Here is a 25,226-nt window from a genome sequence, read left to right as displayed (position 1 = left end):
ACCAACGAGGTTGCAGCATGCCTATCCGCATTCCCGTCGAGATCCGCCCCGTCACCAGCGCCGACCATGCCGCCTGGCTACCCCTGTGGCAGGGCTATCAGCGCTTCTACATGACCGAGATTAACGCCGCGACCAGCGACATCACCTGGCAGCGCTTTCTCGACCCCGCCGAGCCGATGCATGCCGCGCTGGCCTGGCACGAGGGCAAAGCCATTGGTCTGGTGCACTGGATCTACCACCGTTCGACCTGGACCACGGGTGACTATTGCTACCTGCAGGATCTGTTTATCGCCAAGGATGTGCGCAGCAGCGGTGCCGGTCGCAAGCTGATCGAACACGTCTACCAGCAGGCCAAAGCCGAAGGCTGCTCACGCACCTACTGGCTGACCCATGAGAGCAATAGCCGCGCCATGCTGCTGTATGAACGCATCGCTGAGCGCTCGGGGTTTGTCCAGTACCGTAAAGTCTTTTGAGAACCTGCTTACGATCTGCTGCGTTAAAAACCGGCTGGTGCGCCAGCCCGGTCGGAATCCGCTTGCGGCTAACGCGCTTTAGCGCGGCTCGTAGGGCGAGTGAAACGAGTAATGCTCATGTACCCGCGTCCTTGCCGCTTTGACCAGCCGAAGGCTGTTACTAACGTAGCGCCTCGCATGGCTATAGCTCGCAAGATCGTAACAGGTTCCTCGCTCGCTGACCTTCTGGTCAGAAAATCCGCTCTGCGGTCTTGCCGCCGGTAAATGATGGCGCTATCGTCTGCGCCACGCCGGCCACTGAGCCGTACGCGCACCTGGATCAGCAGACAGGGTAAACACTGAGCTGGCTAACCTGAACCCACCTTCAGAGGAGCCAACTCAATGGCTGCTACTCGTATCTGGATCAAAAACCCCCTCGCGATTTTCACCGCCAACACCCTCGACGCCGCCGGCGGCCTGGTGATTGAAGACGGCGTAATCAGTGAACTGCTTAAAGCCGGCCAACAACCGAGTAAGCCCTGCGACCAAACCTTCGATGCCCGCGAGCACGTGGTCCTGCCGGGGCTGATCAACACCCACCACCACTTCTATCAGACCCTCACTCGTGCGTGGGGGCCGGTGGTCAACCAGCCGTTGTTCCCCTGGCTAAAGACCCTGTATCCGGTATGGGCGCGCCTGACCCCAGAGAAGCTCGCCCTTGCCAGCAAGGTGGCCTTGGCCGAACTACTGCTGTCCGGCTGCAGCACCGCCGCTGACCACCACTACCTATTCCCCGGCGGCCTGGAAAACGCCATTGACGTTCAGGTCGAGGCGGTACGTGAGCTGGGCATGCGCGCCATGCTTACCCGCGGCTCGATGAGCCTGGGCGAGGCCGACGGCGGCCTGCCGCCGCAGCAGACGGTGCAACAGGGTGAGGTGATTCTGGCTGACAGCCAGCGCTTGATTCAGCAGTACCACCAGCGCGGCGACGGCGCGCAGATCCAGATTGCCCTGGCGCCCTGCTCACCGTTCTCGGTGACCCAGGACATCATGCGCCAGAGCGCTGAACTAGCCGAAGCACTCGACGTGCGCCTGCATACTCACCTGGCGGAAACCTTGGACGAAGAGGACTTCTGCCTGCAGCGCTTCGGCCTGCGCACCGTGGATTATCTGGACAGCGTCGGCTGGCTCAGCTCACGCACCTGGCTGGCCCACGGCATCCATTTCAACCCGGATGAAATCGAGCGCCTCGGCGCGGCCGGCACCGGCATCTGCCACTGCCCCAGCTCGAACATGCGCCTGGCCTCCGGCATCTGCCCGACCCTCGACCTGCAAGCCGCCGGCGCGCCCATCGGCCTCGGCGTCGATGGCTCGGCCTCCAACGATGCCTCCAATATGATCCTTGAAGCGCGCCAGGCGCTGTATATCCAGCGCCTGCGCTACGGTGCCGAGAAGATCACCCCGGAGCTGGTCTTGGGTTGGGCCAGCAAGGGCTCCGCCAAGCTGCTGGGCCGCACGGACATCGGCGAGCTGGCGGTAGGCAAGCAGGCTGATCTGGCCTTCTTCAAGCTCGACGAGCTGCGCTTCTCCGGCAGCCACGACCCGATTTCCGCGCTGCTGCTGTGCGGCGCCGACAAAGCCGACCGGATGATGATCGGCGGCCAGTGGCGCGTCATCGATGGGCAGATCGAAGGCCTGGATGTGGCGCAGCTGATTGCCGACCACCGTCAGGCTGCCAAGGAGCTGATTGCTGGCTGAACGGCGTAATCTGCTAATCCACGACACGTAGGGTGGGTTAGGTGCCGAGTGCATCAGCATCGGCTAACTCGCCCTTGGCTGCACCGTAACCCACCAGAGAGGCTGATACCGCCTGGTGGGTTACACGCCGCACTGCCACCGAGCCGTCTGGTAGATAGTCGCTAGCGCCGTTAACCCACCCTACGATTTGCGCACTCGCAGCAGATCCGAGTCAGCCCCCTAGAACACTGACCAACCAATCCGCTCGCTGAGCAACTCCAACGCTTTAATTCCGGCCAGAGAGTTACCGGCAGCGTTCAACTCAGGCGACCACACGCACACGCTAAAACGCCCTGGCACCACCGCAACGATGCCGCCACCAACGCCACTTTTGCCCGGCAAGCCGACGCGGTAGGCAAAGTTGCCCGCCTCGTCATATAGGCCACTGGTGGCCATGATCGCGTTGACCTGTTTGCTCTGCCGCGCCGTAAGAATCTGCGCGCCGCTGTGCTTGCAGAAGCCGTCGTTAGCCAGAAAGCAGAAGGCACGCGCCAAATCAGCACAACTCATGCGCAGCGCGCAGTAACTGAAATAGCTGCGCAGCACTGCCTCAACGTCGTTATGAAAGTTGCCGAAGGATTGCATCAGGTACGCCGCCGCGGCGTTGCGCGCGCGGTGCTGGTATTCCGAGTCGGCGACCCGGCTGTCCACCAGCACCTCAGGGTTACCGGCCAGGCGCCGAACAAAATCGCGCATCGACAACACGGGCGCGGCAAAGCGCGACTGGTTGATATCGCAGATCACCAGCGCACCAGCATTGATAAATGGATTACGTGGACGACCGCGCTCAAGCTCCAGCTGTACCAACGAGTTAAACGGCTGACCGGAGGGCTCATGCCCCAGGCGCTGCCAGATATCCTCGCCGGAATGCTGAATGGCCTGCACCAGGCTGAAGACTTTGGAGATGCTCTGCACGGAAAACGCCGTATCCGCATCGCCTGCGCAGTAGAGCTCGCCGTCGTTGCTGTACACCGCAATAGCCAGCTGATTGGCCGGCACGTCGGCCAGTGCCGGAATGTAGTCGGCTACTTTGCCCTGACCGATTAGCGGACGTACCTCTTCGAGAATTTCATTCAACAACGCTTGCATGCACAGGCTCATCGCAAGGCCCGAGCGTATCTCGGGCGATGGCAGATAGACGCTTGTGTGGCGCTGCTGATCACAGCGCTAGAACTTCTCAGGGCGCAGCACTTCGACCTGGGCCAGGTAACAGACCATGGCGAAGTTGGCGTAGTAATGTGCCTGTAAATGCTCGGCGATGCGTTCCGCCACATCCCGCGCGCAGATGATCTCCAGGCGGATATTGCCCTCGGTCTCCCAGCCCGCGCTGCGCACACCCCGACCGCCACGGCCACGGGCGTCAGAGATGGTCCAGCCGGGTGCGCCGAGCGTCTGCAAGTCAGTCACCAGTTTCTTTTCCAGCGCGGCTTCGCAGATCACGGTGAGCAGGGTGCGCATGTGTGCGTTCATATCAGAGCCCCCAGGCAATGAGCTGTTCGGCCAGCATCAGGTACAGCGGTATGCCAAACAGAATGTTGAAGGGAAAGGTTATACCCAGCGAAGCGGTCAGCGACAGCGATGGGTTGGCTTGCGGCAAGGCCAGACGCAGCGCTGCCGGTACAGCGATATACGAGGCCGACGCGGCCAGCGTCGCCAACACCGCTGTACCGCCCAACGACAGCCCCATAAAGCGCGCGAGCAATGCACCAATCAGCGCGCCCAGCAGCGGCATCAGCAAGGCGAAGCCGAGCAGGCGCAGGCCGAACTGTTTCAGCGCGCCGAGTTGGCCAGAGGCAATCAGGCCCATTTCCAGCAAGAAGAACGCCAGCACCGGCTTGAACATGCTGGTGTAGAGCGGCTCCAGCGGTTTTATCGCCTCTTTGCCGGCGATGGCGCCAATGATCAGGCCACCGAGCAACAGCATGATGCTCTTGCCCAAGAAGATCTCCCGGCCCAGCTCGCCCCAGTCGGTATCACGCGCCAGCCCCTTGGCCAGGAGAATGCCGACCAGAATCGCCGGAATCTCCAAAATCGCCACAAACAGCGGCATGTAGCTTTCGAACTCGATGCCCTTGGCCAGCATATAGGCCACCACCACGGCAAAGGTACCGGCGCTGACCGAGCCATAGTGCGCCGCCACGGCCGCCGCGTTGATCCGATCAAAGCCCAGACCACGCAGCACGGCAAAGGCCAGCAGGGGTAACGCCACACCCAGCAACAGCACCAGCCCTGCCTGACCGAGTAACTGCCAGCTGGCTTGCTCGGCCAGCTCCACACCACCGTGCAGACCAATGGCCAGCAGCAGCATGATCGACAGGGTTTCATACAAGGCGGGCGGCAGTTTCAGCTCACTTTTCAACAGCCCCGCAGTCAGCCCGAAGACAAAAAACAGCACAACCGGATCCAGACTCACAGTGCATACCTCTGCCGATTTACCTGAAGGTAGACGCAGGTGGCGTCATACCCCGTACATAAAAGGTCATGCCCCTCCGCAAGTTGTGCTGATACTCGCGACCCGCACCCGGCCAGGTTACAGCGTCTGGAAGAGCGCAATGGGGCATAACCGAAAAAAAGGGAGCACTAAGGCTCCCTCGGGACTCAGGCACTAAGTACCTGCACAACATCTGCTGCGCGTCGGCCCTGCTGCGTTAAAACCCGGTTCGGGTGCTCATGTACAGCTCGTACACTGCGCTTGCTCACCTGTTTTTGCCTTGCATGGCTCTAGCTCGCAATATGTTGCACTGGTACGTGGCCCAAAACCCTTGCCCGCACGTTTTAGCAGCGCGCTGGCAATGTAAAAAGAAGCCCCAAAAAAACCATTCAAATGCCTGTTCAAACAGCCGGGGCTTCTGAGGTTAACCGTCGATTTCCACCAACACATCACCCGGGTTGACCCGGTCGCCCTTGGCCACGTGTACCGCTGTCACGCTACCGGCAATCGGTGCCTGTATTTCAGTCTCCATCTTCATGGCTTCGCTAATCAGCACCGCTTGGCCAGCCTTGACCGTATCACCGACCTTGACCAGCACCTCGACGATATTGCCCGGCATGCTGGTGCTGACATCGCCCGGCGCACTGGCCTGCTTACGCTTGTTGCCGCTGCCGGCAACAAAATCGTTGAGCGGCTCGAACACCACTTCTTCCGGCATGCCATCGATGGACAGGTAGAAGTGGCGCTTGCCGTCGCTCTTCACCCCGACGCCGGTGATATCGACGCGGTAGCTTTCGCCATGCACATCCACCACGAATTCGGTCGGCACGCCTTCGCCACCCGCTGGGGCCACACCGCCCGCGTCGGGAATCGGCAGCAACACTTCGGGCGTCAGGCTGCCGGCGGCACGCTCTTCGAGGAATTTGCGTCCGATATCCGGGAACATTGCATAGGTGAGCACGTCCTCTTCGGATTTCGCCAGGCTGCCAACCTCCTCGCGCAGCTTGGCCATTTCCGGTTTGAGCAGGTCCGCCGGGCGCACGTCGATCACTTCTTCGCTGCCGATCGCTTGCTTGCGCAGCTGCTCGTTGATCTTGCCCGGCGCCAAACCATAACGGCCCTGCAGGTAGAGCTTGACCTCGTTAGTGATGGTTTTGTAGCGCTCGCCGGCCAACACGTTGAACACCGCCTGGGTGCCGACAATTTGCGAGGTCGGCGTGACCAACGGCGGGAAGCCGAGGTCTTCACGCACCCGCGGGATTTCCGCGAACACTTCGTTGATGCGGTTCAGCGCGCCCTGCTCTTTGAGCTGGTTGGCCAAGTTGGACATCATCCCGCCCGGCACCTGATTGACCTGCACACGGGTATCAACCGTGGTGAATTCGCTTTCAAACTGGTGGTACTTCTTGCGCACCGCATGGAAGTACAGGCCGATTTCCTGAATCAACGCCAGGTCCAAGCCGGTGTCATACGGGCTGCCCTTAAGCGCCGCGACCATCGACTCGGTACCCGGATGACTGGTACCCCAGGCCATGCTGGAGATAGCGGTGTCAATGTGATCAGCACCGGCTTCAATCGCCTTCATCTGGCACATCGAGCCCATGCCGGCGGTGTCGTGACTGTGGATAAACACCGGCAGATCGACCTCGGCCTTCAGCGCTTTGACCAGATCAAAGGCCGCGTAGGGGGTAAGCAGACCGGCCATGTCCTTGATCGCCACCGAGTCGATGCCCATGGCTTGCATGGCCTTGGCCTGCTTCACGTAAGCCTCGACCGTGTGCACCGGGCTGACGGTGTAACTCAGGGTGCCCTGGGCATGTTTACCGGCGGCTTTCACCGCCTCGATCGATACGCGCAGGTTACGCACGTCGTTCATCGCGTCGAAGATACGGAACACGTCGATACCGTTCACCGCCGCCTTGGCCACGAAGGCTTTGACCACATCGTCGCTGTAGTGGCGATAACCGAGCAGGTTCTGCCCACGCAGAAGCATCTGCAGACGGGTATTGGGCAGCGCCGCCTTGAGCTTGCGCAGACGCTCCCACGGGTCTTCTTTGAGGAAGCGGATGCACGCATCGAAGGTCGCGCCACCCCAGACTTCCAGCGACCAGTAACCGACCTGGTCGAGCTTGTCGCAGATCGGCAGCATGTCTTCGGTGCGCATGCGCGTGGCCAACAACGATTGGTGGGCATCGCGCAGGACGGTATCGGTGACGGTGATTTTTTTAGGCGAAACAGGCGTGCTCATATTCTGATTCTTCCCTTACAGGCCAGCGTGGGCAGCAATGGCGGTGGCGATGGCGATGGCCAGGTGCGACGGATTACGCTTGATCGAGTACTCGGTCAGTTCCGGATGCGCCTCGACGAAACTGGTGTTGAACTGACCGCTGCGAAACTCCGGGTTGCGCAAAATCTCCTGGTAATAGGCCGCGGTGGTCTTCACCCCCTGCACGCGCATGTCATCCAGCGCGCGCAAGCCACGAGCCAAGGCTTCTTCCCAGGTCAGCGCCCAGACGACCAGCTTCAAACACATGGAGTCGTAGTACGGCGGAATGGTATAGCCAGTGTAGATCGCCGTGTCGGTGCGCACGCCGGGGCCGCCGGGGGCATAGTAGCGGGTGATTTTGCCGAACGAGGGCAGGAAGTTGTTCTTCGGGTCTTCGGCGTTGATACGAAACTGCAGGGCGAAACCGCGGTGAATAATGTCTTCCTGCTTGATCGACAGCTCCAGGCCCGAGGCGATGCGGATCTGCTCGCGGACGATGTCGATACCGGTGATTTCCTCGGTGATGGTGTGCTCCACCTGCACCCGGGTGTTCATCTCCATGAAATACACCTCGCCTTCGGCGAGCAGGAACTCCACGGTGCCGGCGTTCTCGTAACCCACCGCCTTGGCCGCACGCACGGCGAGGTCGCCGATATAGGCGCGCTGCTCCGGGGTCAGCTGCGGGCTGGGGGCAATTTCGATGAGCTTCTGGTTGCGCCGCTGGATCGAGCAGTCGCGCTCGAACAGATGCACCACATTGCCGAAGCTGTCACCGAGAATCTGCGCCTCAATGTGCTTGGGATTGATGATGCACTTTTCTAAAAACACTTCGGCACTGCCAAAGGCCTTGGTCGCCTCGGAAATCACTCGCGGGTAGGCTTGTTCGAGTTCTTCACGGCTGTTGCAGCGGCGAATACCGCGGCCGCCACCACCAGAAGTGGCCTTGAGCATCACCGGATAGCCGATGCGGTCACCCTCGCGCAGGGCTTCGGCAATATCCGCCACGTTGCCTTCAGTGCCGGGTGTGACCGGTACGCCGGCCTTGATCATGCTGCGCCGGGCTTCGGTCTTGTCGCCCATGCGGCGAATCACTTCAGCGCTGGGACCGATGAACTTGATCCCGCGTTCGGCGCAAATATCCGCCAATTCGGCGTTTTCCGAGAGAAAACCGTAGCCCGGATGCAGGGCATCGCAGCCGGTTTCTACGGCCAGGTTGACCAGTTTGCGCGGGTTCAGATAACCGGCCAGCGGGTCTTCACCAATGCCATGCGCCTCGTCGGCCCGTTTGACATGCAAAGCATGGCGATCGGCATCGGAATACACCGCCACCGAGCGAATACCCATTTCGGCACAGGCTCGCACAATGCGTACGGCAATCTCGCCGCGGTTGGCTATCAGGATTTTCTTGATCACGAGCCAGCATCCTCGATCACGTGAGCAGGCAACCGACAACAGCGGTCGACGTGTAAGCGCGGCAGCAACCGCAGTCAGGCGTTCAAACTACGCCGGCGGGGTGAATAACCAAAATCAGTATTTATTGGGTTTAGTATTAGTTAAGACTTATAGTTGTCTGATAAATCATCAGCACAGCAGGTTATAATCGTGCGTAAGTCATTGCTGCGTATGACATTTCGTCAGCTTCGGGTCTTCCGCTCAGTGTGCAACCACCTGTCATATAGTCGTGCGGCTGAGGAGATGGCCCTGACCCAGCCCGCGGTCAGCCTGCAGATTCGCCAACTGGAGGAGCTGATCGGCCAACCACTGTTTGATTACGTCGGCAAGAAGCTCTACCTGACCGAGGCCGCCGAAGCCCTACAACGCGCCAGCGCGGATATTTTCGGGCGCCTGGAAAGCTTCGACATGCAACTCTCCGACCTGCAAGGCTCACTGCAAGGGCAATTGAGCCTTGCCGTAGAATCCAGCGCCAAGTACTTCATTCCGCACCTGTTCGCCGCTTTTCGCCGGCAATACCCGGAAGTCAACTTACAGCTGGTGGTGACCAATCACAGCCAGGCGATCAAGCGCCTGAACGCCAATCGCGATGATTTGCTGATCATGTCGCGGGTGCCCACGGATATGAACCTGGAGTTTCTGCCCTTCCTGAATAACCCGATAATCGCCGTAGCGCCCCCCGATCATCCGCTGTGCAACCAGAGCACCCTGAGCCTGCCGGATCTCACACCCTTCCCGCTACTGATCCGCGAAGCAGGCTCGGGCACCCGCCAGGCCTGCGAAGAGTATTGCCACCAGAAGCGCGCGCACTTCGCCCAGACCCTGGAAGTCGGATCTATAGAAGGACAGTGTGAAGGGGTGATCGCCGGCCTCGGCCTGGCGCTGCTACCCCGCCATGCGGTGCGCCGCGAGCTGGAGTGCGGCGCCCTGCGTGAGTTGCCGGTGGCAGAGCTGCCGCTGCTGCGCAGCTGGTGCCTGGTGCACCCGCGCGGTAAATACCTGTCACCGGTGGCCCAGGCGTTTTTCGCCTTCGTGCGCGATCAACGTAGCCTGATCAACGCCCTGGCGGAGCGTTTCGCTGAGCCGTCGTCTGCTTCCCAGCCAGGTAGTTAGCGGCAATCAGCTCAGGGTAATCCACCCACTGCTGCTGTAACCGGCGCTGCTCGGCATGCGCCTCGATGGCGCGACGGTATTCCATGCGGCGTTGATCCAGCAGCTTGCGCCGTGCTTTGGCGTCGCTATTTTCATGAGACTGCGGTTTATCCAGATAACCAGACATAGGGGCAACTCCCAAGCTGAATAAGGGAGTACCAGCATCGACTCTGGATATGACGCTTTGATGGCCACGCGATAACGGGGCGATGACATTCGTAACGCAGAGCCCAGCTTCAGTCGCTCACGAGCCAGAGCAAGGCTCACTTAACCCCGCGTGTCGCCGACGCACAGTTGATCCAGAACGGACTTAGTCTTCGCTGCTCTTATGCGACTTCGGCGACAGACGCAGGCTGCGCAGACTGCGCTTAACGCTCTTGAGGTGGTTGACCAGTCCCGGTCCGCGGGCCATGGCCACACCCATGGCGAGTACGTCGATCACCACCAGGTGGGCGATACGCGAAGTCAGCGGGGTGTAGATCTCGGTGTCTTCCTGTACGTCGATGGCCAGGTTGACCGTGGCTAAGTCGGCAAGCGGCGTCTGGCTCGGGCACAGGGTAATCAGCGTCGCACCGGTTTCACGCACTAGGTTGGCGGTAATCAGCAAATCCTTAGAACGCCCGGACTGGGAGATGCAGATGGCCACGTCAGTCGGCTTCAAGGTCACTGCGCTCATCGCCTGCATATGCGGGTCGGAATAAGCCGCGGCTGTCAGCAGCAGACGGAAGAACTTGTGCTGGGCATCCGCGGCCACCGCACCGGACGCACCAAAACCGTAAAACTCGACGCGCTGGGCGTTGGCGATGGCGGCAATGGCTTGCTGCAGAGCCTGGGTGTCGAGCTTCTCGCGCACCTCAATCAGGGTGTGCAGGGTGGTGTCGAAGATCTTCAGGCTGAAGTCGGCGACCGAGTCGTCTTCATGAATGGCAAACTGACCGAAACTGGCACCGGCCGCCAGGCTCTGCGCCAGCTTGAGCTTGAGATCCTGAAACCCGGTGCAGCCAATCGCCCGGCAGAAGCGCACGATAGTCGGCTCGCTGATCCCCACGTTATGCGCCAACTCAGCCATGGAGCTGTGCATGACCGAGGCCGGATCGAGCAGAACATGATCCGCGACTTTAAGTTCTGATTTGCGGAGGAGATGACGCGATTGGGCAATGTGCTGCAACAGGTTCACAGGTTTAGGCTCGACATTTGGCTAACGAATCCATCAAGCACGCCGCATCTGAGTATTGACTCGGTTATGATCGGCATACGACGGTTGTAGTGGTCTTGTAGTTATACTACATGACCGCCGCTGCCGCACTGCTAAACCGAGTCGGAGTTCCCACCTTGAGCATTCCCTGCGACATGCTGGTGTTTGGCGGCACCGGCGATCTGGCCCTGCATAAACTACTGCCAGCGCTCTATCACCTGCATCGCGCCGGTCGTCTACACGTCGATACGCGTATTCTTGCCCTGGCCCGCAGCGCCCACAGCCGCAGCGCTTATCAAGCCCTGGCTGAGCGCCATTGCCGCGCTCAAGTGGCGCGTAACGACTTCGATAATGAAACCTGGGCTAGCTTTGCTGCGCGCCTCGACTACTTCGCCATGGACGCCAGCCAGAGTGCAGACTTTGGCCGCCTGGGCAAACGCTTGGGCGAAGACCATGAGCGCGTACGCATTTATTACCTGGCCACCGCGCCCGACCTGTTCGAAGACATTGCCTCGCACCTGAAGATCGCCCGCCTGGCCGGGCCCAAGGCGCGCATCGTGCTGGAAAAACCTATCGGCCACTCACTGCAGTCAGCGCAGGCAATCAACGCTGCCATCGGCGCGGTGTTTGATGAGTCGCGGGTGTTCCGCATTGATCACTACCTGGGCAAGGAAACCGTACAAAACCTGATGGCGCTGCGCTTCGCTAACGCGCTGTTCGAGCCGATCTGGCGCGCTGGGCATATCGACCATGTGCAGATCAGCGTGTGCGAAACCCTCGGCGTGGAAAACCGCGGCGCCTATTACGAAAAAGCCGGCGCCATGCGCGACATGATCCAGAACCACCTGTTGCAGTTGCTCTGCCTGGTGGCCATGGAGGCACCCGTGCGCTTCGATGCCGAGTCCGTGCGCAACGAGAAGGTGAAAATTCTCGAGGCGCTGAAACCCATCACCGGCCTCGACGTGCAAGATAAAACCGTGCGCGGCCAGTACACCGCCGGCAAGATCGGCGGCCAGGAAGTGCCGGCCTACTACTTCGAAAAGAACGTCGATAACGACAGCGACACCGAGACCTTTGTCGCCGTGCAGGCCGAGATCGATAACTGGCGCTGGGCCGGCGTGCCGTTCTACCTGCGCACCGGCAAACGCCTGGGGCACAAGACGTCGGAAATTCTCATCCAGTTCAAGCCGGTGCCGCACCAGCTGTTTGGTGGCGGCGAGGCCAACCGCCTGCTGATCCGCCTGCAGCCGGAAGAGCGCATCAGCCTGCAACTGATGGGCAAGAGCCCCGGCAAGGGCATGCACCTGCAACCGGTGGAGCTCGACCTCAACCTGGCCGATGCCTTTCACAAGCAGCGCCGCTGGGATGCTTACGAGCGCCTGCTGCTGGATGTGATTGAGGGTGACTCGACGCTGTTTATGCGCCGTGATGAGGTCGAAGCGGCTTGGAACTGGGTCGACCCGATCATCAAAGGCTGGCACCAGCACTACCAAAGCCCGCGCCCTTACCCGGCCGGCAGCGACGGTCCGGAGCAAGCCAGCAACCTGCTGGAACGCCATGAACGGCAGTGGATGGAATAGCCCAACAACTGCAGTGCTGACTATTGAGCGTGGACCAAGGCCGCAAGCTGCGACCGGCGGAAGTACAGCAGTACCAGCGGCAACGCCAGCAGGCCTAGGACGCCGGCCCCCACAAACAACGCCTCGTAACCTAACCACTTAGCCAGCAAGCCACTGCTGGCGCCCACCAGGCCGGCCAGCAACAGCTGCACACTGGCCTGCAGGGTAAAGTCCGCCCCCTCATGCTCGGGCCGGCATTGGCGCATCATGACGGCAAACAAAGCGACCGTGGACATGCCATCGGCGGCCTGCTCAAACAACGCCACTGAGTACACCAGCGCACTGTTGCCACCGGCATGCACCAGCTGGGCCATGGCTGCAATCCCGACAGCCTGCAACAGACCGAACCCGAGCAGTGCACGCAGCGCACCGATCCGTGCATACAGCAGCCCCCCGATAAACGCTCCAGCGATCCCGACCAGACTACTGATCAAGGTTAACTGCCCCAACTCGGTATTACTCCAACCCTGATCCACCAGCATCGGCTTGATCATCGGCGAGCCCAGCGCATCACCCAGCTTGAAGCTCAACAGCACCGCCAGCCAAAAGAGCATGCCGGGCTGCATCAGCAAGCCACGGTAGTGCCGCAGCAGCAGTCCGGGGCCGGCCGGCTCGGCCTGCTCCGGCAGGAACGGCAGTTCGCGCCGCTCGGCAAAGCGCCAAATCGGCACCGTCATGAGCACCAGCAGCGCTGCCACCAGAGCAAGACTGAGGTACCAACCCAAGGTATCCATCGCCAACAACAGACCACTGCCACTGACTAGCATGCCGACCTTGTAACCGCAGACCTGCAGGCTGTTACCCAGCCCACGCCAGCGCTCCGGCAATAGGCGCACGGCCAGACCATCGGTGGCAATATCCTGGGTCGAGGCGGCCAAATTGACCAGCAGTAACAGGCCGATCAGCAGCAGGAAGTGACTGTCGAACAGGCGCTCGGGATTGATCAGCGCCAAGCCCGTGACGATGGCGATAACAGTCATCTGCAACGGCAGAATCCAACCCCGGTGATGGCCCAGCCGCGGCGATGCCAAGCGATCCACCCAAGGCGCCCAGAGCACCTTGAGCAGCCACGGCAACGCCAGCAACTTGAGCAGGCCGATCAACGCCAGATCAACACCGTGCTGACGCAGCAGCACTGGTAACGAATGGGCCAACAAGCCGGAGGGTAGGCCCTGGGCACAGTAGAGCGAGGCCAATAGGATTAGGGTGGCATTGGCTGGGCGACTATTAGCCTGCAGCATCGGCAATCCTCAACTCACAGAACGCGCGACAATAGCGAAGGCCACTGCATTACACAAATATCAGCCCTCATACCCAAGCAATTTCAGCTGCATACCGATTCAGCCAAACACGACCCCTGAATAACGTCATAAGCCTGCGGTCGTTAATAAAAGCGCCAGAGCGGCTTAGGAATGCATCCAACAGCTTATTGGCGCCATTGAATCGCCATCATTACTGTGATGAAATTAACGAAGTTCGCAAGGTTGCGAACGAAAGACCAAGGCTTCACGGATGAACATTTTGCCCCTGCGCTCAATGTGCCTGCCCTGAAGTGCCCACAAGCTTCAGGAGCGTCTCTATTGTTCATCGCCTTGCATACCCGGTGTTCGCCCGCATTACGCATCACGGCTCTAGCCATCGCCATCAGCTTAGGCACCAGCAGTTGCGCAACAATCGATAACTTCGCCAAAAACAACAGCGCCAACATCAACTGCATGGCCGGCGGCTTGTTCGGTGCAGTCGCTGGGGCTGCAGTCGGGGCCGCAACCAAAGGTGACAGTGGCGCCATCATAGGTGGCGCCGTTATCGGCGCTGCCGCTGGTTGCGGCTTGGCAATGATGTACAAAAACCGCCTGAATAAGCTGGAGCAATTGGCGCGCGAAGAAAACCTCAAGATACAGCTCGAAACTCTTCAAACCTCAAGCAGCACAACCAGCGCGGCACCTGAGGATGCTGGCATAGTCGCGCAAATTGAAGATCAGGGCATGTTTCCTGTAGGCAGCGCCACGCTCAGCAGCGATGGGCAACGCCAAGTACGCAAGCTGGCGAGTGCCTTTGCCCCCCTACCCGGTCAGCCAAAAAACTCGGCGATTCTGGTAGTTGGCCACACCGACGCCACCGGCAGCGCGCAAGGCAACCAGCAACTGTCTGAACGCCGCGCTAAGGCTGTAGCAAGTATCCTGGCCGAACAGGGCATTGATCGTGAACGTATGTTCTTTCAGGGGGCAGGTGCTTCCAGGCCAATCGCCGACAACAGTGACAGCCTGCAACGCGGTAAGAATCGTCGCGTCGAGATAGTCGAAGTCAACGACCGAACAACCCTGGTAAAGCGGGTCAATGCTGAACAGAACAACCCCAAATATCTCGTTCACGGCACCTCGACTGAAGCAACTGCGCCGTTATCGATCAAGGCCTCAACGAGAGACGCCGCCACCAAACCGGCTACGAGCAAGGATACGGCAATTGCTCAAAGCACCCGCAATACAAGCCCCTCGGGCAGCGTTGCAACACGCGCGCACAAAGGTAAGGTGATCGACTTTGGCGGCCAGCCTGCGATTGTCAACAACTGGACGCTAGGCCAGGCCATCACGCCGAAAAGTGGCGGTTTCGCCCTGATTTCTACGGCAAATGCGGCTGACATCCCCATGAGCAGCTGCGAAAGCGATAAGCCGCGCCAAAGTGGCGAGGTGTTCAACCTGGCCAGCGGCAAAGCCCTGGAAACCCATGCCACCACCGATTACCTACCAGGCTACAACAACCGCGTATGGGCGCAGACAGTCAATGGCCACCTAGTGACGATTTCCCCCGTATCCATACTGCGCGACGCCGCCACAGTAGATCGCCAGCCCTTCGTACAAGTAGTGCCGAACTACGATACCGGCAATCGCAAAGCCCAGGTCAAGGCCAGCGCCATCGCTAACACATACGAAGGCGAAGACCGTGTGCTCTATCGCGTATTCGTAAGCAACCCGCAAGAACCAGTTTCCTGCCTGGATGTGGTGTTCAGTAAAGGCAACTCACAAGCAACAGACGGCATGCTCTTCTATCCGAAAAACAATGGCGAAGCCTACAGCGCCCGGTTCATTCCGGTTCGTACCTAATACAAGTACAAGGAACTCAAGATGGAAGATTTCAGCTTCAATGCGCTGATGGCTTTGGCCCTGGCCAACAAACTGGTGACAGGTGCGGTGATCACCACCCTGCTCTCGGCACTTCTGATCAAGGTCTACTGGGACAAAGTCGGCTATTTTCTGATGCGTGTATGGCACGGCACCCCAGTGATCGGCACCGTCGCGCGTCTGGCCAGTAGCAGTACCAGCACCGACCACAAGAAGTGGCTGCTTAGCGAAGCCTCGCTGTGCAACAACTACTACGACTACTACCAGGACGTTGGGGATAAAAGCTCCGACTACTACAACAAGTGCGAGTCCTACCTAGACACTATCGGTGAAGGAGACCGCCGTGAGCGCCCGATCTGGGTGCTGGTGCTGATCTTTCTGCTGATTCTCTTTGAAGCCGTAGGTTTCGCCTATGTACTGGTGCCTTTTATTAACCAGAACCTGTCATCCAATGACCAAGCCTATCTGGGCTGGATGGCCGCATTTCTCCTGTCGATTATCTCCGCAGGCTTTGCTGAAGCTGCAGGCCGGGCAATCCATCACAACTCACTGGTTAACAAGGCTCGCCACTGGTGGGAAGGCGATCAGGATGAGAATAAAGTCACTCCACTGAAACAAGTGCAACCTGGTGTACGTATCAAAGAAACCGAGAAGGACGAAGGCGGAAAGGACTACAACCGTATTCTGGCGCGCATCGTTACCAATCAAACCGTAACCCCACGGCATGGCTGGATCGTCGGCTGCGCCCTAGTGGTCATGATCATGGCCTGTGCAGCATTCGGTATACGCGCCTATCAGCTCAAGAGCATCGAAACCGAAATGGTTGGCAACCCGAGCGTGTTTGCCGAGCAAAGCTACGAAAGCAGCGCCAGCCCCTTTGAACTGCCGGAGGACTCCGCAGCAGTAAACCAGGAAGCCAGCGACAGCACCCTGACTGACAAAATGGATGCGATTCGCAGCGCCTCGCTGATCACCTTTGTGGTGCTCTCGGTCATCTACGTCGCCATCCAGGCAGTCAGCGTCTGGCTAGCGTCGATCTTCGGCTTCGCCGGGGTCGAATCGAAGAAGGCCTGGGAATACACCCACAAATTCAACAACGCCGTTGAGCTTGAGCGCTGGATGGAAAACCAACGCGGCAAAATCGCGGCCCATGCCGACCACAAGCTACGCATGCTGCAAATGAAGCTATCCAAGCGCACAACCACAGACAGCAATGTACAAGCAGCCCTCAAAGGCGCTCACGGCCGCGACTTCAATGCCTATGTACTGCGCATGCAGGAAGAGGCTGGTACCCATCGATCACAAGCACAACCGAACCTGCCAAGCGCTGCCCAAGTCCAGCCAATAAGCCCTCCGGCACAGCCAACTGCAACCCCGGCAGCAATAGCCCAACCCACACCAGCAGTGCCTGAAATACAGGCGGAGAGCCCCGCACCAGCAGTCGAAGCAACCCAGGCGGCTGACCACAATGCGCTGCGCAGTAAAGATCTGACCGCCTACAACAACGAGCAGCTGGGCACCATCTGCCGGGCCAAAGGCTATGACCTGGATGCCGTACTGGCGCTAAGGGCCGAACAACAACTGTTGAAAGACTTTGAAGAGGTCTAAATGAAACTCAAGGCTCTTTCCGCCTTGCTCCTTTGCCTACCTGCACTCGTGCAGGCAGGCGGCGAGCGCAACGACATTCCCGATTGCTATGGCTATGCCAAAGTTAAAGAGTTTCGCCAACGAGGCTCAGGCCGCGAACTGACGGTAATAGTCGATCAAACCATTCCAATGCCGGACAGTATCCAGAAAGCCGCATGGGGACAGATCAATCGCTTTGTTGTACCTGGCGATAGAGTTCGCCTGTACAGCTTTTCGGCCTTTCTACCTAACCAATTTATGCAACTGCGTTTCGCCGGAGAGCTGAACCAGCCGCTCGAAGGCAAGGTGCGCGACAGCATCGGCATGCAATCACTGCGTAGTTTCGATAAGTGCGTAGCAGAGCAGCAAGCCTTCTTTCGCAAGAAGTTTGGCCAGGCCTTCGTCAGCAGCCTGCGCGAAGCATCGGAAGATATTCCGCGCAGTGAGATCTTCCACTCCTTGCGCGACATAGGCGAAGACCTGGCGCGCCAACCGGCCGAAGAACGGGTAATCCTGCTGCTCTCTGACATGTTGGAAAACAGTGATTTCGGCAGTTTCTACGCCAACAACCGTATCCGCGATTTGCAACCGCAGGGCGAGCTGAGACGGGTTAGCGACAAGCAACTGTTTGCTGACCTACAGGGTGCGAGGGTCTATGTCGCCGGAGCAGGCTTAGTAACCAAAGATGTTAAGCAAGCCTATCGCTCTGGTAAAACCATGGAGTTGCTACATAGCTTTTGGAAAGGCTACTTCGAAGGCTCTAACGCCAACCTAGTAGCTTTTGGTTCACCCAGTTTGAATATCGACCTGAAATAAGCTGTGCGTCACATCCACTCCCAAAACAAGGAATGCACCATGAAAGGCAAGATTCTGGATTTCAATAGCAATAATCGTACTGGCGTCATCAGTGCCGACGATGGTAATCGCTATAACTTCGATATGAGTCAGTGGAAAGGTAGCGTACTGCCAAAGAGCGGCGCCAAGGTAGACTTCTCGGTAAACGAAGGTGCAGCCGCAGATATCTATCAAGACCAGGCTGCTTCAGGTTCTTCGAAAAAAATTCCTGCTGCTATTTTGGCGTTTTTTCTTGGCGCTTTTGGTGCACATAAATTCTTCCTTGGTTATAATAAGCAAGGCGTGATCATGCTGTTGACTTTCATCTTCGGCTTTATCCTACTGGGCATTCCATCGATGGTGATTGGTGTAATTGCATTCGTTGAATTCATCATATATTTAATAAAATCGGATGATGAGTTTGAAAATACTTATGTAAATGCCTCCAAACCCTGGTTCTAAAAATAGCGCTATAAAAACCATAGAAATATTTACTTCCTCGATAAAACTGGTGTCGTTTAATATCGACAACTACCAAGCTGAGCGGCATGCTGCTCTCAACATGAGAGCAGCAACTTCACCTAAAAAACAACACAACCCAGCACTCGATAACGCCTAGAAATAAATCTATTTGCCTGACCAAGTAGTGTCTATGACTGTTCGGAAGACTCGGCAAGTGGAATTCGGGATTTTTCCAAAATCACGAGGTCTTTTCTTCGCTCTCCTAAACCCGGTTAGGACGTCTTTTTAGAGCGTCTCAAAATCTGTCGTCCTGCTCACGCAGCAACTGCGCAAACTGCTCGGCCGGTACTGGCTTGCTAATCAAGTAACCCTGAATTTCGTCGCAGTGCTGGCTTTTGAGAAAGTCCATTTGCGCCTGGGTTTCCACACCTTCGGCGACCACCTTGAGTTCCAGGCTGTGGACCATGGCGATGATTGCGCGGGTGATCGCAGCGTCTTCACTGCCGGGGGTAAGGTCGCGGATAAAGGTCTGATCGATCTTCACGTAATCCACGGGGAAGCGTTTGAGGTAGCTCAGCGAGGAGTAACCGGTACCGAAATCGTCAATCGCCAGCTTAACGCCCAGCTCGCGCAATTGCTGGAAGGTGCTAATCACACTTTCGACATTATCCAGCAGCTGGCTTTCGGTCAGCTCCAGCTCCAGAAACTGCGGGGCTAGTCCTGTTTCCTTTAGCACCTGACGCACCAGGCTGAGCAGGTTGCCCTGACGCAGCTGATGCACCGAAAGGTTCACCGAGACGCGAATCTGCGCCAACCCTTCATCGCGCCACGCACAGGCTTGTTTACACGCCTGACGCAAGACGAACTCACCAATCGCACCGATCAGCCCAGTTTCTTCGGCCAAGCCGATAAAGTCGCTCGGCGGTACCAGCCCCAGCTCCGGATGACGCCAGCGTACTAGGGCTTCGGCGGCATTGAGGCTGTCATCGGCCAGGCACAGTTTGGGTTGGTAGAACACTTCCAACTGACCGTCTTGGATGCCTTTGCGCAACTGGTTTTCTAACTGAATGCGCTCTAGGGTGCAGGCCTGCAGGTTGTCGGTAAAGAATTGGAAGCTATTGCCGCCCAGGTGCTTGGCATGCTGTGTGGCCATATTGGCTTGGCTAATCAGCGCGGAGATTTCTCGCGCGTTGTCAGGCAACAAACTAATCCCCAACGAAGCACTGACCACCAACTCATGGCCGCCCACTGTCATCGGTACACGCAGCTTACTGAGCAGTCGGCTGGCCAAGCGCGCAAGGCTAGAGAGGCTGCCATAGGCGTCGATAAGGATGGCAAATTCATCGCCAGACAGACGCGCCAGCGTGTCAGCCTCCGGCACGGCTTGGGTTAGGCGACGGCTGACTTGCCGGAGCAGCTGGTCAGCCACTTCATGGCCGAGGCTGTCGTTGAGTTGCTTGAAACGGTCCAGGTCGATATGCAGCAGGGCGATGCTACGCCCAGTCTGCCGCGCACGCTGGCTGGCCTCGTGCAGCCGCTGCTTAAACAGGCTGCGGTTGGCCAGGCCGGTGAGCTCGTCATAGTGCGACAGGTAGCGCAAACGCTCTTCCGCTTCGCGCCGCGAGGACAGGTCGGCAAAGAAGCCGACAATATGGCTGACACTGCCGCGCGCATCGCGCACCACATTGAGTTGCAGCCACTGCGGATACAGCTCGCCGTTCTTGCGCGTTTCGACTAGCTCGCCGCGCCAGCTGCCACTGCTCTCTAGCTCCAGACGAATCATCTGGTACTGCCGACGGCTATCGCCACTGTTAGTCAGGCTGATGGCGCTTTTGCCGACCACCTCATCCTGGCGGTAGCCGGTGACGTCACTGAAAGCCTGGTTGACCGACAGCAGGCGGTAGTCCGGGTCAAGAATCACGATGCCTTCACTGGCGGCCTCGAATACCGTGGCGGCCAGTTGCTGTTGCTGTTCATGCACCTTGCGCTCGCTGATATCGCGGCGCGTGCCGAGCATGCGTAATACCCGACCTTCGTCATCACGCGCCACTGCACGACCACGATCTTCAATCCACACCCAGTGGCCCTCGGCATGCTTGATGCGGTATTCCACCTGAAAGCCTTCGCTGAGCCCTTTCATATGCTCGACCAGCGCACGATGAAGTATCGGCTGATCATCGGGGTGCAGACGCGGCTTAAGGTCGCGCAGCATCAACTTCACCTCATCGGACTCCAGCCCAAAAATTTCTTTGGGTCGCGTGTGGTGCACTTCATCACTCTGCAGGTCCCAGTCCCATAGCGCCAACTCACTGGCTTCTATAGCCAGGGTCAGGCGTGCACGGCTCTTATTTAGAGCATGGGTGGTTTCATCGAGCGCCAGTGTGCGTTCAGCTACGCGCACTTCCAGATCACCATGCGCCGAGCGCAACTCGCGCTCAGCACGGCGGCGCTGTTCCACTTCATGGGCTAATTCGCTATTGAGCCCTTCAGCCTGCAACTTGGCGTGCTGCAGGTTGCTGATCAATGCCTGATTGTGAAAGCGTTGCAGCAAGCTGCGTTGCACCAGACGATTAACCTGCCAGGCGACCACCAGCAAAGCCAGCATCAAAATACTGGCGAGCAGACCCCAGCCCTGTTGCAGCGAATTGTCGCTTAGCAGCAAATAACCCACAGAAGGCAGTAGGCAAGGCAATACAAAGGCCAGAAAGGCCGAGAAGCTGATGGCATAGGCCACGCTGGCAGAGAGGATGACCGCTGAAATCAGGCCATAGACCAGCGCTTGCAGATAAAACACATCGGCGGGCACCAAGGCGACCACGGCAAACGCCAGTGTCAGCCCGGAAGCCCCGGCGCCGAGCAAAAACAGACGCCGCCAATGGTGCTCAGCCTGACGACTGGGCAGCACGTTATTAAAGGCACGCACTTGCACCTGGCGCAGCACCGCGAGGATCACCAACCAGCTCAACCAGCCGCCCAGCAGCAGCGGCGCCAGTGCATCCCACAAGAGCACGGCGCAGGCCACCCCGCAGAGCAGCATGCACAAGGTCGGCACCTGCGAGCCCTGGTAGAGCATGCGGGTGCGCTCGGCAGCAATATCGGTAGCAAACAGCTGAGCAACTTCCGGCCCGGAAGTCGTTCTCAAGCCATTTACGTCAGTAAATGAGATCGCAGCAGTCATAGGCGATTTTCTTATAATGGTTGCCTAAATATCGGCGCAGCATACCCGAGCTAGACGCATCGCCCAAGCCAGATATGCACTGACTCACAGTGTAAATAGCTGACTTTTACCGAGTCCGGCCACAGCCCAGCGGCGCCCGCTCAGCTGACTCACCAGTCGTCCAAAATAATCCGCACGCCAGCCTGGTTTGCCCTGCCTTGCGCAGCCCCCTAGAATGCCGCGATGCAAAATGACCCCGAACTCCTGATTGCTTCGCTTAATGATGCCCAGCGCCAGGCTGTAGCCGCGCGCGTGGGCCGCCAACTGGTGCTAGCCGGTGCTGGCTCCGGTAAAACCCGCGTGCTGGTGCACCGTATTGCCTGGTTGATCCAAATCGAGCAGGCCTCGCCGCACAGCATCCTGTCGGTGACCTTCACCAACAAGGCCGCCGCCGAAATGCGCCACCGCATCGAGCAGATGCTCGGGCAGAGCCCGGCCGGCATGTGGGTCGGCACTTTCCACGGTCTTGCGCACCGCTTGCTGCGCGCGCACTGGCAGGAAGCCGGCTTGGCCGAAAACTTCCAGATCCTCGACTCCGATGACCAACAACGCATCGTTAAGCGGGTGATCCGCGAGCTTGGTTTGGACGAGCAGCGCTGGCCGCCTAAGCAGGCGCAATGGTTTATCAACGGGCAGAAGGATGAAGGCCTGCGGCCGGCGAATATCCAGCCCGGCGGTGATCTGTTCCTCGCCACCATGCTGAAAATCTACGAAGGCTACGAAGCTGCTTGCACGCGCGCCGGAGTGATCGACTTCTCCGAACTGCTGCTGCGCGCCCTCGACTTATGGCGCGACAAGCCGGGCCTGCTGGAGCATTACCAGCGGCGTTTTCGCCACGTTTTGGTCGACGAGTTCCAGGACACCAACGCGGTGCAGTACGCCTGGCTGCGCCTGCTCGCCAAGGGTGGCGACAGCTTGATGGTGGTGGGCGACGACGATCAGTCGATTTATGGCTGGCGCGGGGCGAAGATCGAAAATATTCAACAGTTCTCCGCTGACTTTGCCGACGCCGAAGTGATCCGTTTGGAGCAGAACTACCGCTCCACTGCCGGCATCCTCAAAGCGGCCAACGCCCTGATCGCCAACAATCAGGGCCGTTTGGGTAAGGAATTGTGGACCGAAGACGGTGACGGTGAACCGATCAACCTGTATTCAGCGTTCAACGAGTACGACGAAGCGCGCTATGTGGTCGAGTCGATCGAAGAGGCTTTGCGCAAAGACGGCCTCAAGCGCAGTGAGATCGCCATCCTCTACCGCTCCAACGCCCAATCACGGGTGCTTGAAGAAGCCCTGCTGCGAGAGAAAGTTCCCTACCGCATCTACGGCGGGCAGCGCTTCTTCGAGCGTGCCGAAATCAAGAACGCCATGGCCTACCTGCGCCTGCTCGATGGCCGCGGCAACGACGCCGCGCTGGAACGGGTAATCAACGTGCCGGCACGCGGTATTGGCGAGAAGAGCGTCGAAACCATTCGCGAATATGCGCGCGCACATGATGTATCGATGTGGGGCGCCATCAACCTGATGGTCGCTGCCAAAACCCTGCCGGCCCGTGCCTCGGGTGCCCTGGCTGGGTTTATCGAGTTGATCAACAACCTGTCTGCCAAAGCGCTGGACATGTCTCTGCACCTGATGACCCAGACGGTCATCGAGCAGAGCGGCTTAATCGCTTACCACAAGGCCGAGAAAGGCGAGAAAGCCCAGGCGCGCATCGAAAACCTTGAGGAATTGGTCAGCGCCGCGCGGACCTTCGAGAACAACGAAGACGATGAGCTGAGCCCACTGCAAGCCTTCCTCAGCCACGCCTCGCTGGAAGCCGGCGACACCCAGGCCGCCGAAAACGAAGACAGCGTGCAACTGATGACTCTGCACAGCGCCAAAGGCCTGGAATTCCCCCAGGTGTTCCTGGTGGGCATGGAAGAAGGCCTGTTCCCGCACAAGATGAGCCTGGAAGAACCCGGCCGTCTTGAGGAAGAACGCCGCTTGGCCTACGTCGGCATTACCCGTGCCATGAGCAAGCTGGTGATCACCTACGCCGAAACCCGCCGCCTTTACGGCAGCGAGACCTACAACAAGGTGTCTCGTTTCGTCCGCGAGATTCCGCCGCAACTGATTCAGGAAGTGCGCCTGTCCAACAGCGTCAGCCGACCGTTCGGCGCGGTGAGCCGCAACATGGGTGGTGGTAATGACAGCATGTTCGCCGGCAGCGCCGTACCCGATACTGGCTTTAACCTCGGCCAGCGCGTGCAGCATTCGCTGTTTGGCGAAGGCACCATCCTCAATTTCGAAGGTTCCGGCGCGCAGGCGCGGGTGCAGGTCAACTTCGAGAGCGAGGGCACTAAGTGGTTGATGCTCAGCTACGCCAAACTGGAACCTCTGTGACAATAAACCGTAGCCCGGATAAGCGCAGCGCAATCGGGAGTCACCTCGAGGGTTGTCGCAAATTGCAGCCGGGCTACGGGATCAACATCCAAATAACAAGGAAGCCCACATGATCCGCCGCCCTCTGCTACTCGCCAGTATTCTACTCGCCGCACTCGGCCTGGCCGGGTGCAAGGAAGAACCTGCCGAACCGCAAGCCACTCACACAGCAGAAAGCTTCCAGTGGAAGATGGTTACTGCCTGGCCGAAGAACTATCCCGGCCTAGGCACGGCGGCCGAGCGCTTGGCCGAACGGGTCAAGACAATGAGCAACGGTCGCCTGACCATCAAGGTGTATGCCGGTGGTGAGCTGGTGCCGCCACTGGAAGTGTTCGATGCTGTTTCACGCGGCACCGCCGAACTGGGCCATGGCGCAGCGTATTACTGGAAGGGCAAAGTACCGGCTGCGCAGTTCTTCACAGCGGTGCCATTTGGCTTATCCACCAGCGAGATGAACGCCTGGTTGAGCAAGGGCGGTGGCCAAGCGTTGTGGGAAGAAGCCTACGCCCCCTTCGGCGTAAAGCCATTGGCGGTGGGCAATACCGGCATGCAAATGGGCGGCTGGTACAACAAGGAAATCAACTCGCTAGATGACCTCAAGGGCCTGAAAATCCGCATGCCCGGTCTCGGCGGTGAAGTCCTGAGTAAGCTCGGCGCCACCACCGTCAACCTGCCCGGCGGCGAAGTGTTTACCGCCCTGCAAACCAACGCGATTGATGCCACCGACTGGGTCAGCCCCTACAACGACCTGGCTTTCGGTCTACATAAAGCCGCCAAGTTCTACTACTACCCCGGCTGGCAAGAACCGCAGGCCGTGCTCGAACTGCTGATTAACCAAAAGGCCCTCGACAGCCTGCCGGCCGACCTGCAGGCGATCCTGACTGAAGCCACCCGCGCGGCCAACCAAGACATGCTCGACGATTACGTCTACCACAACGCCTTGGCGCTGGATCAGTTGAAACAACAAGGCACCCTGCTCAAGCGCTTCCCCGATGAGGTGCTGGCCGCCATGCAACACGAAAGCACCGTGGTGCTCGGTGAACTGGCCGGGCAAAACGAACTGAACGGACGCATCTGGGCGTCGATGCAAGCCTTCCACGCTCAGGTCAGCCTGATGCATCAGCTGTCGGAGAAAGAGTTGTACAACTGGCGCTAACGCCCAGTATCTCAAGCCTGAAAACGCAGC

General features: G+C 58.8%; 19 protein-coding genes. 10 read left to right on the top strand and 9 right to left on the bottom strand.

All coding sequences use genetic code 11. The annotated features are described in order from the left end of the window. Positions 1 to 17 precede the first annotated feature (17 nt). Positions 18 to 473, top strand: coding sequence for a GNAT family N-acetyltransferase (locus BMZ32_RS07875; RefSeq protein WP_208598687.1), 456 nt, complete (start codon positions 18 to 20; stop codon positions 471 to 473). Between the two features lie 381 nt (positions 474 to 854). Continuing rightward, the gene (locus BMZ32_RS07870; RefSeq protein WP_090241115.1) at positions 855 to 2,210 is read left to right on the top strand and encodes an 8-oxoguanine deaminase; all 1,356 of its coding nucleotides are present in this window, start codon (positions 855 to 857) and stop codon (positions 2,208 to 2,210) included. Between the two features lie 219 nt (positions 2,211 to 2,429). On the opposite strand, the gene glsB is transcribed toward BMZ32_RS07870, so the two are convergent. The 5 genes from glsB to BMZ32_RS07845 form a co-directional block, all read right to left on the bottom strand. After that, complete coding sequence (glsB, locus tag BMZ32_RS07865; protein ID WP_090241113.1) at positions 2,430 to 3,338, bottom strand: glutaminase B; 909 nt, start codon at positions 3,336 to 3,338, stop codon at positions 2,430 to 2,432. Between the two features lie 78 nt (positions 3,339 to 3,416). Then, entirely contained in the window at positions 3,417 to 3,719 is a 303-nt protein-coding gene (locus BMZ32_RS07860; protein WP_090241111.1) for a P-II family nitrogen regulator, read from the bottom strand. Position 3,720: 1 nt separating this feature from the next. Beyond that, complete coding sequence (locus BMZ32_RS07855) at positions 3,721 to 4,662, bottom strand: sodium-dependent bicarbonate transport family permease (protein ID WP_090241110.1); 942 nt, start codon at positions 4,660 to 4,662, stop codon at positions 3,721 to 3,723. Positions 4,663 to 5,104: 442 nt separating this feature from the next. Continuing rightward, a complete protein-coding gene (gene oadA / locus BMZ32_RS07850; RefSeq protein ID WP_090241108.1) occupies positions 5,105 to 6,928 on the bottom strand; it encodes a sodium-extruding oxaloacetate decarboxylase subunit alpha in 1,824 nt (607 codons plus the stop codon). A gap of 15 nt (positions 6,929 to 6,943) precedes the next feature. Beyond that, positions 6,944 to 8,359: an acetyl-CoA carboxylase biotin carboxylase subunit gene (locus BMZ32_RS07845; RefSeq protein WP_090241106.1), complete on the bottom strand. Its 1,416-nt coding sequence runs from the start codon at positions 8,357 to 8,359 to the stop codon at positions 6,944 to 6,946. Positions 8,360 to 8,548: 189 nt separating this feature from the next. Between BMZ32_RS07845 and BMZ32_RS07840 the strand changes: the two genes are divergently transcribed. Further along, positions 8,549 to 9,511 (top strand): LysR family transcriptional regulator, encoded by a 963-nt coding sequence (locus BMZ32_RS07840; protein WP_090241104.1) that lies wholly within the window; start codon positions 8,549 to 8,551, stop codon positions 9,509 to 9,511. Here BMZ32_RS07840 and BMZ32_RS07835 read toward each other — a convergent pair. Both BMZ32_RS07835 and hexR read right to left on the bottom strand, forming a co-directional pair. After that, positions 9,453 to 9,677 (bottom strand): PA3496 family putative envelope integrity protein, encoded by a 225-nt coding sequence (locus BMZ32_RS07835; protein ID WP_090241102.1) that lies wholly within the window; start codon positions 9,675 to 9,677, stop codon positions 9,453 to 9,455. The genes BMZ32_RS07840 and BMZ32_RS07835 overlap by 59 nt on opposite strands. Before the next feature lie 183 nt (positions 9,678 to 9,860). After that, entirely contained in the window at positions 9,861 to 10,727 is an 867-nt protein-coding gene (hexR, locus tag BMZ32_RS07830; RefSeq protein WP_090241101.1) for a transcriptional regulator HexR, read from the bottom strand. Between the two features lie 110 nt (positions 10,728 to 10,837). Between hexR and zwf the strand changes: the two genes are divergently transcribed. Continuing rightward, a complete protein-coding gene (gene zwf / locus BMZ32_RS07825) occupies positions 10,838 to 12,325 on the top strand; it encodes a glucose-6-phosphate dehydrogenase (protein ID WP_167376726.1) in 1,488 nt (495 codons plus the stop codon). A gap of 20 nt (positions 12,326 to 12,345) precedes the next feature. Here the strand turns inward: zwf and BMZ32_RS07820 are convergent, their stop codons facing one another. Continuing rightward, a complete protein-coding gene (locus BMZ32_RS07820) occupies positions 12,346 to 13,605 on the bottom strand; it encodes an MFS transporter (RefSeq protein ID WP_090241098.1) in 1,260 nt (419 codons plus the stop codon). Positions 13,606 to 13,944: 339 nt separating this feature from the next. On the opposite strand from BMZ32_RS07820, the gene BMZ32_RS07815 reads away from it, so the two are divergent. Genes BMZ32_RS07815 through BMZ32_RS07800 form a run of 4 tightly spaced genes read left to right on the top strand, consistent with a single transcriptional unit; the run spans position 13,945 to position 18,405 of the window. After that, a complete protein-coding gene (locus BMZ32_RS07815) occupies positions 13,945 to 15,465 on the top strand; it encodes an OmpA family protein (RefSeq protein WP_139213941.1) in 1,521 nt (506 codons plus the stop codon). Positions 15,466 to 15,486: 21 nt separating this feature from the next. Further along, positions 15,487 to 17,091 (top strand): RAD23 family protein, encoded by a 1,605-nt coding sequence (locus tag BMZ32_RS07810; RefSeq protein WP_090241095.1) that lies wholly within the window; start codon positions 15,487 to 15,489, stop codon positions 17,089 to 17,091. Beyond that, positions 17,092 to 17,925 (top strand): hypothetical protein, encoded by an 834-nt coding sequence (locus tag BMZ32_RS07805; protein ID WP_090241093.1) that lies wholly within the window; start codon positions 17,092 to 17,094, stop codon positions 17,923 to 17,925. A 39-nt stretch (positions 17,926 to 17,964) separates the two neighbouring features. Then, positions 17,965 to 18,405 carry a TM2 domain-containing protein gene (locus BMZ32_RS07800; protein WP_090241092.1) on the top strand — a complete coding sequence of 147 codons (441 nt, stop codon included), beginning with the start codon at positions 17,965 to 17,967 and terminating at the stop codon, positions 18,403 to 18,405. A 295-nt stretch (positions 18,406 to 18,700) separates the two neighbouring features. Here the strand turns inward: BMZ32_RS07800 and BMZ32_RS07795 are convergent, their stop codons facing one another. After that, positions 18,701 to 21,583: an EAL domain-containing protein gene (locus tag BMZ32_RS07795; RefSeq protein WP_090241090.1), complete on the bottom strand. Its 2,883-nt coding sequence runs from the start codon at positions 21,581 to 21,583 to the stop codon at positions 18,701 to 18,703. 222 nt (positions 21,584 to 21,805) lie between these two features. Between BMZ32_RS07795 and uvrD the strand changes: the two genes are divergently transcribed. Both uvrD and BMZ32_RS07785 read left to right on the top strand, forming a co-directional pair. After that, on the top strand, positions 21,806 to 24,001 hold the full coding sequence (uvrD, locus tag BMZ32_RS07790) for a DNA helicase II (protein WP_090241088.1): 2,196 nt from the start codon (positions 21,806 to 21,808) through the stop codon (positions 23,999 to 24,001). A 109-nt stretch (positions 24,002 to 24,110) separates the two neighbouring features. Beyond that, positions 24,111 to 25,196: a TRAP transporter substrate-binding protein gene (locus BMZ32_RS07785; protein WP_090241086.1), complete on the top strand. Its 1,086-nt coding sequence runs from the start codon at positions 24,111 to 24,113 to the stop codon at positions 25,194 to 25,196. Positions 25,197 to 25,226 lie beyond the last annotated feature (30 nt).

The organism is Pseudomonas guineae, from assembly GCF_900113745.1.
Lineage (GTDB): Bacteria > Pseudomonadota > Gammaproteobacteria > Pseudomonadales > Pseudomonadaceae > Aquipseudomonas > Aquipseudomonas guineae.
Note: the sequence above shows the minus strand (reverse complement) of the source record. Positions and strands in the feature narration are given on the sequence as shown.